The organism is Pseudomonas sp. 10-1B (genome assembly GCF_000935045.1).
Taxonomy (GTDB): domain Bacteria; phylum Pseudomonadota; class Gammaproteobacteria; order Pseudomonadales; family Pseudomonadaceae; genus Aquipseudomonas.
Genome location: NZ_JYKS01000050.1, coordinates 1 through 15,209 on the forward strand (window position 1 = coordinate 1; position 15,209 = coordinate 15,209).

At 62.7% G+C, this 15,209-nt stretch carries 13 protein-coding genes; 11 read left to right on the forward strand and 2 right to left on the reverse strand.

Annotated features, from left to right (window positions below):
* The first annotated feature begins 471 nt into the window (after positions 1-471).
* The 5 genes from TZ03_RS23130 to TZ03_RS23150 all read left to right on the forward strand — a co-directional run bounded on the left by TZ03_RS23130 (position 472) and on the right by TZ03_RS23150 (position 5,690).
* On the forward strand, positions 472-1,026 hold the full coding sequence (locus TZ03_RS23130; protein ID WP_051100681.1) for a helix-turn-helix domain-containing protein: 555 nt from the start codon (positions 472-474) through the stop codon (positions 1,024-1,026).
* Positions 1,027-1,053: 27 nt separating this feature from the next.
* Entirely contained in the window at positions 1,054-2,400 is a 1,347-nt protein-coding gene (locus tag TZ03_RS23135) for a glutamine synthetase family protein (protein ID WP_051100682.1), read from the forward strand.
* Between the two features lie 70 nt (positions 2,401-2,470).
* Positions 2,471-3,244: a gamma-glutamyl-gamma-aminobutyrate hydrolase family protein gene (locus TZ03_RS23140; RefSeq protein ID WP_051100683.1), complete on the forward strand. Its 774-nt coding sequence runs from the start codon at positions 2,471-2,473 to the stop codon at positions 3,242-3,244.
* A gap of 70 nt (positions 3,245-3,314) precedes the next feature.
* Entirely contained in the window at positions 3,315-4,673 is a 1,359-nt protein-coding gene (locus TZ03_RS23145; protein ID WP_051100684.1) for an aspartate aminotransferase family protein, read from the forward strand.
* 462 nt (positions 4,674-5,135) lie between these two features.
* Complete coding sequence (locus TZ03_RS23150) at positions 5,136-5,690, forward strand: helix-turn-helix domain-containing protein (protein ID WP_051100685.1); 555 nt, start codon at positions 5,136-5,138, stop codon at positions 5,688-5,690.
* 70 nt (positions 5,691-5,760) lie between these two features.
* On the opposite strand, the gene TZ03_RS23155 is transcribed toward TZ03_RS23150, so the two are convergent.
* Positions 5,761-7,548, reverse strand: a complete 1,788-nt coding sequence (locus TZ03_RS23155; protein WP_051100686.1) for an IlvD/Edd family dehydratase — start codon at positions 7,546-7,548, stop codon at positions 5,761-5,763.
* A 30-nt stretch (positions 7,549-7,578) separates the two neighbouring features.
* Positions 7,579-8,760 carry a fumarylacetoacetate hydrolase family protein gene (locus tag TZ03_RS23160; RefSeq protein ID WP_051100687.1) on the reverse strand — a complete coding sequence of 394 codons (1,182 nt, stop codon included), beginning with the start codon at positions 8,758-8,760 and terminating at the stop codon, positions 7,579-7,581.
* A gap of 115 nt (positions 8,761-8,875) precedes the next feature.
* Here TZ03_RS23160 and TZ03_RS23165 point away from each other — a divergent pair, with 115 nt between their 5' ends.
* The 6 genes from TZ03_RS23165 (at position 8,876) to sfnG (ending at position 14,853) form a co-directional block, all read left to right on the forward strand.
* The gene (locus TZ03_RS23165) at positions 8,876-9,820 is read left to right on the forward strand and encodes a LysR family transcriptional regulator (RefSeq protein WP_051100688.1); all 945 of its coding nucleotides are present in this window, start codon (positions 8,876-8,878) and stop codon (positions 9,818-9,820) included.
* A gap of 102 nt (positions 9,821-9,922) precedes the next feature.
* Entirely contained in the window at positions 9,923-11,506 is a 1,584-nt protein-coding gene (locus TZ03_RS23170; protein WP_051100689.1) for an aldehyde dehydrogenase (NADP(+)), read from the forward strand.
* Positions 11,507-11,589: 83 nt separating this feature from the next.
* Entirely contained in the window at positions 11,590-12,960 is a 1,371-nt protein-coding gene (locus tag TZ03_RS23175; RefSeq protein WP_051100690.1) for an MFS transporter, read from the forward strand.
* 143 nt (positions 12,961-13,103) lie between these two features.
* Positions 13,104-13,355: a hypothetical protein gene (locus TZ03_RS31615; protein ID WP_236692884.1), complete on the forward strand. Its 252-nt coding sequence runs from the start codon at positions 13,104-13,106 to the stop codon at positions 13,353-13,355.
* Positions 13,352-13,525: a hypothetical protein gene (locus TZ03_RS31620; protein WP_236692885.1), complete on the forward strand. Its 174-nt coding sequence runs from the start codon at positions 13,352-13,354 to the stop codon at positions 13,523-13,525. The genes TZ03_RS31615 and TZ03_RS31620 overlap by 4 nt, the downstream gene beginning before the upstream one ends.
* A 233-nt stretch (positions 13,526-13,758) precedes the next feature.
* Complete coding sequence (gene sfnG / locus TZ03_RS23185; RefSeq protein WP_051100691.1) at positions 13,759-14,853, forward strand: dimethylsulfone monooxygenase SfnG; 1,095 nt, start codon at positions 13,759-13,761, stop codon at positions 14,851-14,853.
* The last annotated feature ends 356 nt before the right edge of the window (positions 14,854-15,209 follow it).

The following is a 15,209-nucleotide window of genomic DNA, read 5'->3' on the forward strand; positions in this document are numbered from 1 at the left end:
GTCGGCACTGTATAGGCGCGGGCTCAATGCCACCTGGCCGGGCTCGGCCGTGTCGGTAGGGAGAGCATCAAGCTGGCTAACATCGGAACGCGAAATCGACGCCATCGGGACTCCATGATGGTTGTGTACTTTTATTTTTGAATTTGTATACAAACAATATTCGTACCAACCAGTCAGGTGCAGGGTATTCACGGCGTCCGGCTTTGATGGCTAATTGCTTCGTGCCTGGCTGAAACTTGAAGTGGGAATTTTGTGCACATTTCATATGCGCGTTTGTTACCACTTGCTCCTGGCAGAGCCGGTGCCATTCACCGTGCTGGACCCTTCGCGGGTGAATCGGATCGCCGCACCGCCGCTCCCGCAAACAGGGCAGGTGGCCTTTGGCTGCGACAGATTCGGCTTGACGCGTGAAATTTTTCATGTATTTTTTCATGAAAAATAAACATAAAAATTTCACGGCAGTCTAAAACGATGAAGATGCACGAAGAGGTTGAAGCCCTCGCGATCCTTATTCACGACCTGCGCAAATTCAAGAACCTGACCCTGGGTGAGCTGGCCGAGCGCATCGGCCGCTCGGTCGGCTTCCTCTCCCAGGTCGAGCGCGGTGTTTCGCGCCCGACCGTGGCCGACCTCACCGCCATCAGCGAAGCGCTCGGCGTATCGACCGCGTACTTCTACAACCTGAGCAAGCCGCGCAGCATCGGCTGGGTCACGCGCCCTCACGAGCGGCGCACGCTGTACCTCGAGGCGGGTATCACCGATGTGCTGGCGTCGCCCACCATCGCCGGCGCCTTTTCCATGCTCGACAGCCATCTAGAGCCAGGTGCCAGCAGTGGCGAGGAGTATCTGAGCGACCGTTCCGAGCAGGGCTGTTTCGTGCTCGAAGGCGAACTCACGGTATGGCTGGACCAGGGCGAGGCCGTGACCCTGCGGGCCAACGACTGCTTCCAGTTGCAACCCCATGCGCAGTTCCGTTACGCCAACTTGACGGCAAAGCCCGCCCGCGTGCTCTGGGTCTTCAATTGAATTCGTTCACCTCACAAGGACAAGAAGATGAGTGTCATCTTTCCGGATCTGCTGACTGAAGTGCGCTCGTTCCGAGCGGAACACCCAGAAATACGTTATGTCGACCTGATTGCACTGGATATCCCTGGGCACTTCTACGGCAAGCGCTACCCCATGGACATGCTGGAAAAAGTGGCCGCCGGCGCGCCGCTGAAGCTGCCGCAGAACTGCGTGCTGCTGGGCACCCAGGGTGGCCTGTACCCGATTGGTGACTACTGCTTCGCCGACGGCGACCCGGATGCTGCCCGGCGCCTGGTGCCGGGCACGCTGAAGCCGGTGCGCTGGGAAAAGGAAGTGATCGCCCAGATGCTGATCACCTCCGACGGCACCGCCGAGCCGATCGAGTTCGAGCCCCGTGAAGTGCTGGCCCGCGTGCTGCAACGCCTGGCCAAGCGTGGCATTCATCCGGTAGTGGCCTTCGAGCTGGAGTTCTACCTGTTCGACCGCAAGCTCGATAACGGCCTGCCACAGTACCCACGCGATACCGCGACCGGTGACGAAGACGACCAGCCGAACATGCACATCGAGCGGCTGTCGCGCTTCTCGTCGGTGCTGCACGAGATGGTCGATGGCGCCAACGAGCAGGGCGTGCCGGCGAACGTCATCACCGCGGAGCTGGGCCCAGGCCAGTTCGAGATCAATTTCGCCCACAGTGACGATGCCTTGAGCGCGGCGGACTGGTCGGCGCTGTTCTGCCGCAGTACCCGCGGTATCGCGATGAAACACGGCTACCGTGCCAGCTTCATGAGCAAGCCATACCTGCATGCGCCGGGCAGTGGCATGCATGTGCACGTCAGCCTGTATGACGCCGCCGGCAACAACATCCTGGCGGGCGCTGAACAGCGCAAGCTGCGCCATGCGGTGGCAGGGTGCCTGGAGCTGCTGCCCCACTGCATGCCGATCTTCGCCCCCAACCACAATGCCTACCGCCGTTACGGCGCGATGGTCAACGCGGCGAGCAAGGCCAGCTGGGGCTTCGAGGATCGTGATGCGTGCATTCGTATTCCCGAGTCCGACCCGCGCAACCTGCGCATCGAACACCGCCTCGCTGGCGCCGATGCCAACCCGTACCTGGTGCTGGCGGCCATCCTGACCGGGATGGAGCATGGCCTGGATCGTGGCGTCGAACCCATCGCCCCGCTGAACGACAACCGCCAGAGCGGCATCGATTTCCCCAAGGATGCCCTCAGCGCCCTGGCCGCCATGCGTCACCACCCGGTGCTCAACGAGGGCCTGGGCAGTGAATTCGTGATGGTCTATTGCGAAAACAAATACCAGGAGCAACTGGATTTCATGCACCACATCGATGCCCGAGAGTACCGCTGGTTCCTGTAGCGGCTGCGATTCGAACAGCAACGCCTTTCCAACGAATACCACGCGCAATACCGATTTGCCGGAGGAAGATATGCCACGTGTGCCCGTTATTGGCATTACCGCATGCACCAGCATGATTGAGCAGCATGCCACCCAGACCATCGCCGAGAAGTACGCACGCGCGGCAGCCAAGGCGGCGTGTGGCTTGCCCATCGTGATACCCAGCCTCGGCGAGCTGATGGACAGCGCCGATATCCTCGACGTGGTGGATGGGCTGATCTTCACCGGTTCGCCGTCCAACATCGAGCCGTTCCACTACAACGGCCCGGCCAGTGTCGCGGGCACTCATCACGACCCGCTGCGTGACGCCACCACGTTGCCGCTGATGCGTGCGGCAATTGCCGCTGGCGTGCCGGTGCTGGGCATTTGCCGTGGTTTTCAGGAAATGAACGTGGCGCTGGGCGGCACCCTGTACCAGAAGGTCCACGAGGCTGGCGTATTCATGGACCACCGCGAAGGCAAGGGCGAGCCGATCGAAAAGCAATATGGTCCGCGCCACACCATGCATGTCGAGCCTGGCGGCCTGCTTGACCGCATGGGCTTGCCGGCGATCTTCGACGTCAATTCCATCCACGGGCAGGGCATCGACGTACTGGCCCCCGGGCTGAGGGTGGAAGCGCTGGCACCCGACGGCCTGGTGGAGGCGATTTCGGTGGAGAACAGCAAGGGTTTTGCCCTGGCCGTGCAATGGCACCCCGAGTTCCAGGTCATGGATAACCCGCATTACCTGACCATCTTCCAGTCCTTTGGCAAGGCCTGCCGGCAGCGCTCGGTGCTGCGCCAGAGGCTGTTGCTGAGCGCCTGAACAGCGACCGTTCCCACATACAAAAAAGTACCCGCGCAGCACGGCTGCGCAACTTGATGGAGTGAAGTCAATGAGTGAACAGAATTCGCAGACCCTTGCCTGGCAGGCGATGAGCCGCGACCATCACCTGGCCCCGTTCAGCGATGTCAAGCAACTGGCCGAGAAAGGCCCGCGCATCATCACCTCGGCCAAGGGTGTGTACCTCTGGGACAGTGAAGGCCACAAGATTCTCGATGGCATGGCCGGCCTGTGGTGCGTGGCGGTCGGCTATGGCCGTGATGAGCTGGCCGAGGTCGCCAGCCAGCAGATGAAGCAACTGCCTTACTACAACCTGTTCTTCCAGACTGCGCACCCACCTGCGCTGGAACTGGCCAAGGCGATCGCCGATGTGGCCCCGCACGGCATGAACCATGTGTTCTTCACCGGCTCCGGCTCCGAAGGCAACGACACCGTGCTGCGCATGGTCCGCCATTACTGGGCGCTGAAGGGGCAGAAAAACAAGAAGGTGATCATTGGCCGCATCAACGGCTACCACGGCTCCACCGTGGCAGGCGCCGCCCTTGGCGGCATGAGCGGCATGCACCAGCAGGGCGGGGTGATCCCGGATATCGTGCACATCCCGCAGCCATACTGGTTCGGTGAAGGCGGCGACATGAGCGAGGCCGACTTCGGCGTGTGGGCGGCCGAGCAGCTGGAGAAGAAGATCCTTGAAGTTGGCGAAGACAACGTCGCTGCCTTCATCGCCGAACCGATCCAAGGCGCCGGTGGCGTGATCATTCCACCGCAGACCTACTGGCCGAAGATCAAGGAGATTCTGGCCAAGTACGACATCCTCTTCGTCGCCGACGAAGTGATCTGCGGCTTCGGCCGTACCGGTGAGTGGTTCGGTACCGACTACTACGGCCTCGAGCCCGACCTGATGACCATCGCCAAGGGCCTGACCTCCGGCTATATCCCCATGGGCGGTGTGATCGTTCGTGACGAAGTGGCCAACGTCATCAGCGAAGGTGGCGACTTCAACCACGGCTTCACCTATTCCGGCCACCCGGTGGCGGCAGCGGTGGGCCTGGAGAACCTGCGGATCCTGCGTGACGAGCAGATCATCACGCAGGTGCACGACAAGACCGCGCCTTACCTGCAGCAGCGTCTGCGCGAACTGGCGGACCACCCGTTGGTAGGTGAAGTGCGCGGTCTGGGCATGCTTGGTGCGATCGAGCTGGTGAAAGACAAGACCACCCGCGCCCGTTACGAAGGCAAGGGCGTGGGCATGATCTGTCGCCAGCACTGCTTCGACAACGGCCTGATCATGCGCGCCGTGGGCGATACCATGATCATCGCGCCGCCGCTGGTGATCAGCATCGAGGAGATCGACGAACTGGTGGAAAAGGCCCGCAAGTGCCTGGACCTGACGTACGAGGCGGTTCGCTAAGGCCAGGGGTGTCGCTGAGCAGCCCATCGCCGGCAAGCCAGCTCCCACAGGTAAAGCGCATATTTCAGGAATTGTGCGGACCCTGTGGGAGATCACCCATCCCTATGGGCTGCGCTGTCGCGCAGAGAACTCAATTCGTAAGCGCGACGCGGCCTCTGTGGGAGCGGGCGCGCCCGCGAAGAATCCAACGCGGTGGATGGCACCGGCTGCGCCGGTGTTCGCGGCGGTTCGACGCCTCGACACGCCCGCTCCCACAGAGCCCCTGCCAAATCAATAAGTTATCTGTTGTTCTATGAGGGCTGGCTTGCCAGCGATGGGCCGCACGGCGGCCCCAAATTACCAGCCGTCAGTCCCTGTCCCGCCCTGCTGGTTCTGGTAGAGCCTTGAACAATTTTGCTTTGCGAGATGAATCATGTACTTTTCACGGCATTAATTTTCCCGTCCGATAGTCGCGATTCAACTATGAAAGTGCACGAAGAGATCGAAGGCCTGGCCGTACTGATTCGCGACCTGCGCAAGTTCAAAGGCTTGACGCTGGGCGAGCTGGCCCAGCGCATCGGCCGTTCGGTGGGCTTTCTTTCCCAGGTCGAACGGGGCGTATCGCGCCCAACCGTGGCCGACCTCACGGCTATCAGCGAAGAACTCGGCGTCTCGACGGCCTACTTCTACAAGCTGGAAAAGCCTCGCGAGCTCGACTGGGTTACCCGCCCTCATGAGCGTCGCACGCTGCACTTGGCAGGCGGCATCACCGATGTGCTGGCATCCCCGACGATAACGGGTGCGTTCTCCATGCTCGATAGCCACCTGGAGCCGGGGGCCAGCAGTGGCGAGGAGTACCTGGACGACAGCGCGGAACAGGGCTGCTTCGTGCTCGAAGGCGAGTTGACCGTCTGGCTGGATGGCGGCGAGCCGGTAACGCTGTGCGCCAGTGACAGTTTCCAACTGCAACCGCACACCAGTTTTCGTTACGCCAACCTCACCGACAAGCCCACCCGGGTGCTCTGGGTGTTCAGCTGATGTCGTTCTATGAAAACCGGCCTACCAGAGTCACCAGTGAACTGCGGTAGGCCGATCATTCAGCGCTCTTTCAATGAGAATGCCGTGGCATCCCACCTTCACGCGCAATGACGCGCATGTGCAGCGTCGCCGGTTCCAGGCAACCACCCGTTGAAAGCTGGCCCACCAACTGGCGGTACAACTCTTGCCACGGTGTCTGCGAAGCTGGAATGCTCGGTTTCCAGGCTGCACGACGGCGCGCCACCTCCTGGTCGTCCACCAGCAGATCGACACGCCGCTGGTTGAGATCGACCCGCAGCCAATCGTTGGTCTGCAACAGCGCCAGGCCTCCGCCAACCGCCGCCTCCGGCGACATGTTGAGAATCGAGGGGCTGGCCGAGGTACCGCTCTGGCGGCCATCGCCCAGGCAGGGCAAAGAGTCGATGCCCTTTTTGATCAGCGCTGCCGGTGGTGCCATGTTGACCACTTCAGCACTGCCCGGGTAACCCACGGTCCCCGCACCCCGGATGACCAGGATGCAACGCTCGTCGATGTCCAGCGCCGGGTCGTCGATGCGCGCGTGATAATCCTCGGGGCCTTCGAACACGATAGCCCGGGCCTCGAAGCTGTTTTCCTTGCCAGGCTCGGCCAAGTAAGTCTTGCGGAAGGCTTCGCCGACCACCGACATCTTCATGATCGCGCTGTCGAAGAAGTTGCCGCTGAGCACGATGAAACCGGCGCTGTGCTTGAGCGGCTGGTCGAACGGCAGGATCACGTCGCGGTTGCTGGTGACGGTGTCGCTGACGATCTCGCCGATAGCCCGTCCGCTGACCGTGGCGCAGGCTTCGTGCAGGCGGCCGGCCTTGCGCAGTTCGTGCATCACCGCTGGCACGCCGCCGGCGCGGTGGAAGCCTTCGCCCAGGTATTTGCCCGCCGGCATGCAATTGACCAGCAGTGGCACGTTTTCACCGATGCGCTGCCAGTCGTCCAGCGACAGCTCGATGCCCATGTGCCGGGCGATGGCGATAAGGTGCGGCGGGCAGTTGCTCGAGGCGCCCAGTGCCGAAGCCACGGCGATCGCGTTTTCGAACGCCTCGCGGGTCATGATCGAAGACGGGCGCACGTCCTGCATCACCAGCTCGCAAATGCGCCGGCCCGTGGCGTAGGCCATCTGCCCACGCTCGCGATAGGGCGCTGGGATACTGGCGCAGCCAGGCAGCGACATGCCCAGGGCCTCGGCCAGGGCGTTCATCGACAGCGCCGTACCCATGGTGTTGCAGTGGCCCACCGAAGGTGACGCGGCGGTGGTCATTTCCATGAAGCCTTCGTAGTCGATTTCGCCAGCGGCCATCAGGTTGCGCGCATGCCACAATACCGTGCCCGAGCCAATCAGCTGGCCCTTGTGGTGGCCGTCGAGCATCGGCCCGCCAGAGAGTACGATCGCCGGCAGGTCGGTGGTGGCCGCAGCCATGAGGCAGGCCGGGGTGGTCTTGTCGCAACCGGTGGTCAGCACCACGCCGTCCAGCGGGTAGCCGTGGAGGATTTCAACCAGGCCCAGGTATGCCAGATTGCGGTCCAGCGCGGCGGTTGGCCGGCGGCTCTGCTCGGCGATCGGGTGCACCGGGAACTCCATGGGAATCCCGCCCGCATCGCGGATGCCGGCCTTCACCCGCTGGGCCAGCTCGATGTGGTGGCGGTTGCAGGGGGTGAGGTCGCTGCCGGTCTGGGCGATGCCGATGATCGGCCGCCCTGACTGCAATTCGTCGCGGGTCAGGCCATAGTTCATGTAGCGCTCGACATACAGCGCGGTCATGTCGGCGTGGCTCGGATCGTCGAACCATTGCTGGCTGCGCAGCGGGCGTTTCGGGGTATCGGTCATGTCGTTCTCTCTTGTATTCATTGGCGCCGGTCAGCGTTGCAGCAGCCCTCGAGCGGCCAGGTTGCGCATCATCGCACTTAGCCCGAAGGTCCAGGGCCGAGCCTGATCGCTGGTGGTCACTTCGTTGCGCAGTTGGCCCAGCAACGGGCTGGCGATGCGCACCTGGTCGCCAAGTTTGTGGGTGAACCCGGCACCTGGCTCGTCCCGGTCCTCGGTGGGGGCGAACAGGGTGCCGAGGAACAGCAGGAAACCGTCAGGGTACTGGTGGTTTTCGTTGAGTGTCTGCCGGACCAGGTCTTCCGGGTCGCGGCTGATCTGGTCCATCGAGCTGCTGCCGACCAGGCGGTAGCCGTCGGTGCCCTGGACTTCCAAGTCGATGACGCAGCGGCGCACCGCATCCAGATCGAAGGTTTCGTCGAACAGGCGAATGAACGGGCCGACGGCGCAGGAAGCGTTATTGTCCTTGGCCTTGCTTAGCAGCAGGGCGCTACGGCCCTCGAAATCGCGCAGGTTGACGTCGTTGCCCAGGGTCGCGCCATGGATGCGGCCACGACTGTCGACGGCCAGCACCACTTCGGGTTCGGGGTTGTTCCATGCCGAATGCGGGTGCACGCCGATCGCGCTGCCGCTGCCGACCGCCGCCAGCACCGGGGCCTTGGTGAACACTTCGGCATCCGGGCCGATGCCGACTTCCAGGTATTGCGACCACATGCCCTGTTCGATCAGCAACGTCTTCAGCGCCATGGCCTGTTCCGAACCAGGACGGACCGCGCGCAGGTTGTCGCCGATCACCGAGCGTACCGTGGCACGCACAGCCTCGGCTTTGCTGGCATCGCCACCGGCCTGCTCTTCGATCACCCGCTCGATCATGCTGGCGGCGAAGGTCACGCCTGCGGCCTTGATCACTTGCAGGTCGACCGGGGCCAGCAGGTAGGGGAGGCTCGCATCGAACGCCTCGCCGCTGTTGCCCAGCAACGCCTCGAGGCTGCACAGGAAGCGCCCCGGGGTGCTGCGCACCATCTGCAAGGGGGCTGCGCATTCGAGCAACTGGCTGAGGGTGGCGAAATGCTCGGACAGATCGAACACGCCGTCGGCGCGCAGGGTGATCAGCGATGGGCCGCCGGGTTCACCGGGTGTCCAGGCACGGCCGACCAGGGTTCCGCTCAAGCCGTCCTCGGGCAGGGTATTGGCGGGGGTAAGCATCATCGGCATGGCAAAAACTCTCTTGGCTATTGAGAGCTGCACGCTAGGCACGTCACGCGATAAACTCCAATGGCATCTTTTCACTATTCGATAACAATAGGTTATTGCACCAAAGGTGGATTCCATGTCGGACCTTTCCTTCACCCATGTCTGCAACTGGCTCAAATTCCGCCACCTGGTGCTTATCGATACGCTCGGGCGCACCCACAACATGCACTTGGCGGCGCAGCAGATGAATCTCAGCCAGCCGGCGATCAGCAAGATGCTCAAGGAGATCGAGCACCTGCTGGGCTTTGCCTTGTTCGAACGCCTGCCGCGCAGCATGCCGCCCACCTCGCTGGGCGAGCAGGTCGTGCGTTATGCCCAGGTGGCGCTGAACGATGCGCGCAACTTCGTCGACCAGATCGACAACCTGCGCCAGGGCGGCCATGGCCACTTGAAGGTGGGCGGCATCTTTGCTGCCACTGCCGTGGCGCTGCCAGATGCCATCGTCGCGATCAAGCAACGCAAGCCGTTGCTGTCGATCGAGGTGGTGGAGCAGACCAGCGACCATCTGATGGCCATGCTCGAGGACAAGCACCTGCACTTGGCCGTTGCTCGCTTTACCGATGTGTCGCAGCAGCAGCGGTTCGACTTCCAGCCGCTGGCGCCCGAGCCATTCTGCTTCGTGGTCAATGACCAGCACCCGTTGTGCGATGCCGGGCCGGTGACCTTGCCGCAGTTGCTGGAGTGGCCATGGATTCTATACCCCAAGGGCACGCCGATCCGCGGGCGCATGGAGCGTGCGTTCGCCGAAGCGGGCGTGGCGGTACCGCGCAATACCATCGATACCATCTCCATGCAGACCTTCCTGAAAGTGCTGCTGGGCGGCCCGATGATCGGCATGCTGCCCCAGGCGATGGTCGAGCCGCATCTGACCAGCGGTGTGCTGGTCAACCTCGATACACCGCTGCACTTGACGCCGCAGGACTACGGCATCCTCACCCGCAAAGGCGAGCCCTTGAGCGGCGCGGCCCTGGAATTCGCCGAAATTCTCGTGGCCAACGCACGGCAGGCGCAAACTGAGTGATAACAGATCGTTATCGGATGATCCCGAAAAGCCATTGGGCAAGAATCGCAGAGCCGCCTAGATTAGCGTCCAATGTCTGACGCAATGGCGAGGAATTACCGAATGACTTCACACGCAGGCCAGCAATTCATCGGCGGAGTTCGCCGTGCTACCGGCCAGGCCACCTTGCAAAGTGTCGATGCGCATACGGGGCAGGCGCTGCCTGGGGCGTTTCATCAGGCCACGGAAGAAGACGTGAACGCGGCAGCATTGGCGGCGGCCGCTGCCTACCCGACCTACCGGGCCTTGTCCGCGGCACGCCGGGCCGAATTTCTTGACGCCATCGCCGAGGCACTGGATGCCCTGGGCGACGATTTCATCGACACCGTCTGCCGTGAAACGGCATTGCCAGCGGCGCGCATCCAGGGTGAGCGGGGGCGTACCAGCGGCCAGTTGCGCCTGTTCGCCACCGTGCTGCGCCGTGGTGATTTCTCTGGCGCCCGCATCGATCGTGCACAACCCCAGCGCACTCCGCTGCCACGCCTCGACATCCGTCAGTGCCGCCTGGGCCTGGGGCCGGTCGCGGTGTTCGGCGCCAGCAACTTCCCCCTGGCATTCTCTACCGCCGGTGGCGACACCGCCGCGGCACTGGCGGCTGGCTGCCCGGTGGTGTTCAAGGCGCACAGCGGCCACATGGCCACGGCGCAGTGGGTGGCCGAGGCTATCGTCGGCGCTGCCGAGCGCTGCGGCATGCCGGCCGGGGTGTTCAACATGATCTTCGGCGGCGCGGTCGGTGAAGCGCTGGTCAAGCACCCGGCCATCCGTGCCGTGGGCTTCACCGGCTCGCTCAAGGGGGGCCGTGCCCTCTGCGACATGGCTGCGGCGCGGCCACAGCCGATCCCGGTGTTCGCCGAAATGAGCAGCATCAATCCAGTGTTGGTGCTACCGGGGGCGCTGGCCGCCCGTGGCGAGGCGGTGGCCCGCGAGCTGGCGGCTTCGGTGGTGCTGGGCTGCGGACAGTTCTGCACCAATCCCGGGTTGGTGCTGGGCGTGCGCTCCCCTGACTTCAGCGCCTTCATCGAGCATCTACGTGCGCAGATGGCCGACCATGCACCGCAGACCATGCTCAACAGCGGCACCCTGGCCAGCTATGCCCATGGTGTGGCCACGCTCAAGGCGCATGCCGGTATCCGCCATCTGGCCGGTGCTGAGCAGCAGGGCAACCGGGCCTGGCCGCAGCTGTTCCAGGCCGATGCGCAATTGCTGTTGGATGGTGAGCCATTGCTGCAGGAGGAGGTCTTCGGGCCGGCCACGGTACTGGTCGAACTGGCCGACCAGGCCCAGTTGCTGACCGCGCTGCACGCGCTGGGCGGCCAACTGACGGCCACCTTGATCGGTGAAGCTGGTGACCTGGCCGAGGCTGCGCCGCTTGTGGCGATCCTAGAGCAAAAGGCCGGCAGGGTGCTGGTCAATGGCTACCCGACCGGTGTCGAGGTGTGCGACGCCATGGTCCATGGCGGCCCGTACCCGGCCACGTCCGACAGTCGCGGCACCTCGGTCGGCAGCCTGTCGATCGACCGTTTCCTGCGTCCGGTGTGCTACCAGAACTTCCCCGATGCCTTGCTGCCCGAGGCGTTGCGCGACGCCAACCCACTGGGCCTGCTGCGACTGGTCGATGGCCAGCCCAGCCGTGATCCGATTTGCTAACAGGCACTACCAATGGGCGCTGTCGCGCCCGGCTCTTTCGATAACAACAATCAGGCATGCACGACATGCCAAGAGGCTTGGGTATGGAACATCAACAAACTGTCGACGCCGTTCGCGATCAGGCTTTCGAAGATCGCACTTACCGCAAGGTCATCTTGCGTATTCTGCCGGTACTGCTGTTGTGCTACATGGCGGCCTATCTCGACCGGGTGAACATCGGCTTTGCCAAATTGAGCATGCTCGAGGACCTGCAGTTCAGCAATACGGTGTATGCCCTGGGCGCCAGTGTGTTCTTCTGGGGTTACTTCCTGTTCGAGGTGCCGAGCAACCTGTTGCTGCATCGGTATGGCGCCCGATTCTGGATCGCCCGCATCATGATGAGCTGGGCGATCATCTCCATGGCGGTAGCCTTCACCCAGCCGCTTGCGGTGTTCTTCCATGTCGAGTCCAGCACCATGTTCTACGTGCTGCGTTTTCTGCTGGGCATCTGTGAGGCCGGCTTCTTTCCAGGCGTGATCCTGTACCTCAACTACTGGTTCCCGACCCATCGGCAGAGCCGGGTGATGTCGGGTTTCCTGATGGCGATGCCGGTTAGCCTCACGCTGGGCGGCATGCTCTCGGGCTGGCTGATGACCAGCATGGACGGCTGGCATGGCATGGCGGGTTGGCAGTGGATGCTGCTGGTCGAAGGGGTACCTTCGGTGATCATGGCGGTGGTGGTATTCACCTGCCTGTGCGACAACATCGACAAGGCGAGCTGGCTTTCCGACAAGGAGAAGCTGTTGCTCAAGGCCAACCTGCAACAGGACGAGCGCGGCAAGGTTTCCCGACTGGCCGATGTCTTTTTCAACCCGCGGGTATGGCTGCTGGTGTTCATCCTTCTGACCTTCAACACAGGCTTTTACGGTCTTGCTTTCTGGATGCCGTCGATCATCAAGAGCGCCGGCGTGACCAGCACCCTGGAAATTGGCCTGTTGACCGCCATCCCCTACGGTGTGGCCGTCATCGCCATGTTCCTGAATGCACGTCATTCCAACCGTACCGGCGAGCGCCGCTTCCATGCCGCAATACCTGCATTCATCGGCGGTTGCGGACTGATTCTCAGCGCCGCGTTTGCCCATGACATCACGCTGTCGATCCTCTTCCTGACGGTTGCAGCGTCGGGTGTATTGAGCCTGATGCCGATCTTTTGGACGTTGCCGGGTACCGTGCTCTCGGGTGTCGCGGCAGCGGCGGGTATCGGCATGATCAATGCCATCGGCAACCTGTCGGGCTTCACCGGCTCGATGATCACCGCAATGGCGGAGGAGATGACCGGCAATATCAACAATGGCACTTACGTGCTGGGCGCGTGCCTGTTCGTCAGCGGTTTGCTGATTCTGGCGATTCCGGCCGCGATGTTGAAACGGTCCGACGCCGGGGCTCGTACTCGACTGGAGCTGGAGGCAGCGTAAGCGGCATCATAAAGCGTAGCGTGGGGGCCGCGATCGACGAAGAGCAGCGGATGCCGCGGCTGCAGGGGCGAAAGCGATCGCCAAGGCAAGCCGTGGCCAACGCGCCGTGATAGCGGCGCTTGAAACAGGGGAGTACCCAGATCATGAAGATCCTTCTAGAAGGGGATAGCGGAAAAGCGCTATGCGAGCATTGCCAGGCAGTGGTGCCCACGCACTATGTTCGCCGGGATGTACCGTTCAGTGATGGCCAAGGGATGGCCAAGGACATTCTGGTAGGGGTATGTACCCGCTGCGATGGGGTGGTCGCCATTCCGCCTCAATCCACGCCGGCCATCCGCGAGGCGCGCAAACAGCAGCTCAAGTCGATCGAAGCGCGTTCAGGCGGTTGTCGATGAAGGTCAATCCGCACATGGCGCAGGACATGCTGGCGCTTCAACAGCGAACAGCGATGAATCAGACCGAGTTGCTGAAGGCGGTGATCGCCCTTATCCAGGCGGATGTGCTGGAGGAGCGGGATCAGGAAGTGATTCGGGCGTTGCAGCGGTTGGCGCGGTTGACGGTGTAGGGCTATAGCGTGGGGGCCCGGTACTTGACCGCCGAGCGCTTGCCAGGCGTTGTGGTGGGCGTCCTCAGACGTGCTGTTGCAGGGGCAACAGTGATTCGACAGTCTGCTATGCGCAATGCACCTGGCCGTGCTCAGGAATTTTGCTAAGCCATTGATACTGAACTTTGTTTTTGGTTGGCACGCTTGCTGCTCCTACCACCTTGAACCCTCAAGGATTCCCAAGGAGCCATCCCATGAGCCACACCCCGATCAAGTTCGCCTACTGGGTCCCCAACGTCAGCGGTGGCCTGGTGGTCAGCACCATCGAGCAGCGCACCAGCTGGGACATCGACTACAACCGCAAGCTAGCGCAAATCGCCGAACAGTCCGGCTTCGACTACGCCCTGTCGCAAATCCGCTTCACCGCCGGCTACGGTGCCGACAACCAGCATGAATCGGTCACCATCAGCCATGCGCTGCTGGCCGCCACGGAAAAGCTCAAGGTCATCGCCGCGATCCTGCCAGGCCCGTGGAACCCGGTGCTGGCGGCCAAGCAGCTGGCGAGCATCGACCAGTTCACCAACGGCCGCATTGCCATCAACGTGGTCTCGGGCTGGTTCAAGGGCGAGTTCCATGCCATTGGCGAGCCATGGCTGGATCACGACGAGCGCTATCGCCGCTCCGAGGAGTTCATCCGCGCGCTGAAGGGGATCTGGACGCAGGACAACTTCACGTTCAACGGCGACTTCTATCGCTTGCGTAACTACAACCTCAAACCCAAGCCGCTGCAGCAGCCGCACCCGGAGATCTTCCAAGGTGGCAGTTCGCGTGCGGCGCGGGACATGGCGGCGCGGGTGTCGGACTGGTATTTCACCAACGGTAACAGCGTGGAAGGGATCAAGGCCCAGGTCGATGACCTTCGCGCCAAGGCGGCAGCCAACGGCCATTCGGTGAAGATCGGGGTCAATGCCTTCATCATCGCCCGTGACACCGAGGAAGAGGCGCAGGCAGTGTTGCAGGCGATCATCGACAAGGCCAACCCCGAGGCGGTGCGGGCGTTTGGCCAGGAGGTGAAGCATGCCGGTGCTGCGAGCCCGGAAGGCGAGGGCAACTGGGCCAAGTCCAGCTTCGAGGACCTGGTGCAGTACAACGATGGATTCAAGACCAACCTGATCGGCACCCCGCAGCAAATCGCCGAGCGCATCGTTGCGCTGAAGGCGGTGGGGGTGGATTTGATCTTGTCCGGGTTCCTGCATTTCCAGGAAGAAGTGGCGTATTTCGGCGAGCACGTGTTGCCGCTGGTGCGTGAGCTCGAAGCCGGGCGCAGCGGGGACAAGGCGGTGGCCTGAGGCCGCGATGGATGGCACCGGCTTTGCCGGTGTTCGCGGCTAAAGCCGCTCCCACAGGTAATAGCGTGCGCCCGAAATCGGCACAGTACCTGTGGGAGCTGGCTTGCCGGCGATGAGGCCAGCCCAGGCAACACAAGGCAGTTGCTCCCACAAGAGCAGACCGCGCAATGGCAAAAAGAGCCCGCGTCGGTTTCAGGATACGCTTGGTCGCTCGCACGCAACCTCCCGGCGCCACAAGTGCCATGCTTGCAGGATGCCTTCGGACCAGCGCGCGCAGACGTGCGGCCGGGGGCAAGGAGGCCGCTGATACCACGTAACCGTGACGTGGCCGGCGCGCCACAGCAGAACACGCTGGA

Bases quoted from the DNA above. Each gene is read 5' to 3' on its own strand.
- TZ03_RS23130 (WP_051100681.1), top strand. From the start codon at position 472: ATGAAGATGCACGAAGAGGTTGAAGCCCTCGCGATCCTTATTCACGAC.
- TZ03_RS23135 (WP_051100682.1), top strand. From the start codon at position 1,054: ATGAGTGTCATCTTTCCGGATCTGCTGACTGAAGTGCGCTCGTTCCGA.
- TZ03_RS23140 (WP_051100683.1), top strand. From the start codon at position 2,471: ATGCCACGTGTGCCCGTTATTGGCATTACCGCATGCACCAGCATGATT.
- TZ03_RS23145 (WP_051100684.1), top strand. From the start codon at position 3,315: ATGAGTGAACAGAATTCGCAGACCCTTGCCTGGCAGGCGATGAGCCGC.
- TZ03_RS23150 (WP_051100685.1), top strand. From the start codon at position 5,136: ATGAAAGTGCACGAAGAGATCGAAGGCCTGGCCGTACTGATTCGCGAC.
- TZ03_RS23155 (WP_051100686.1), bottom strand. From the start codon at position 7,548: ATGACCGATACCCCGAAACGCCCGCTGCGCAGCCAGCAATGGTTCGAC.
- TZ03_RS23160 (WP_051100687.1), bottom strand. From the start codon at position 8,760: ATGCCGATGATGCTTACCCCCGCCAATACCCTGCCCGAGGACGGCTTG.
- TZ03_RS23165 (WP_051100688.1), top strand. From the start codon at position 8,876: ATGTCGGACCTTTCCTTCACCCATGTCTGCAACTGGCTCAAATTCCGC.
- TZ03_RS23170 (WP_051100689.1), top strand. From the start codon at position 9,923: ATGACTTCACACGCAGGCCAGCAATTCATCGGCGGAGTTCGCCGTGCT.
- TZ03_RS23175 (WP_051100690.1), top strand. From the start codon at position 11,590: ATGGAACATCAACAAACTGTCGACGCCGTTCGCGATCAGGCTTTCGAA.
- TZ03_RS31615 (WP_236692884.1), top strand. From the start codon at position 13,104: ATGAAGATCCTTCTAGAAGGGGATAGCGGAAAAGCGCTATGCGAGCAT.
- TZ03_RS31620 (WP_236692885.1), top strand. From the start codon at position 13,352: ATGAAGGTCAATCCGCACATGGCGCAGGACATGCTGGCGCTTCAACAG.
- sfnG (WP_051100691.1), top strand. From the start codon at position 13,759: ATGAGCCACACCCCGATCAAGTTCGCCTACTGGGTCCCCAACGTCAGC.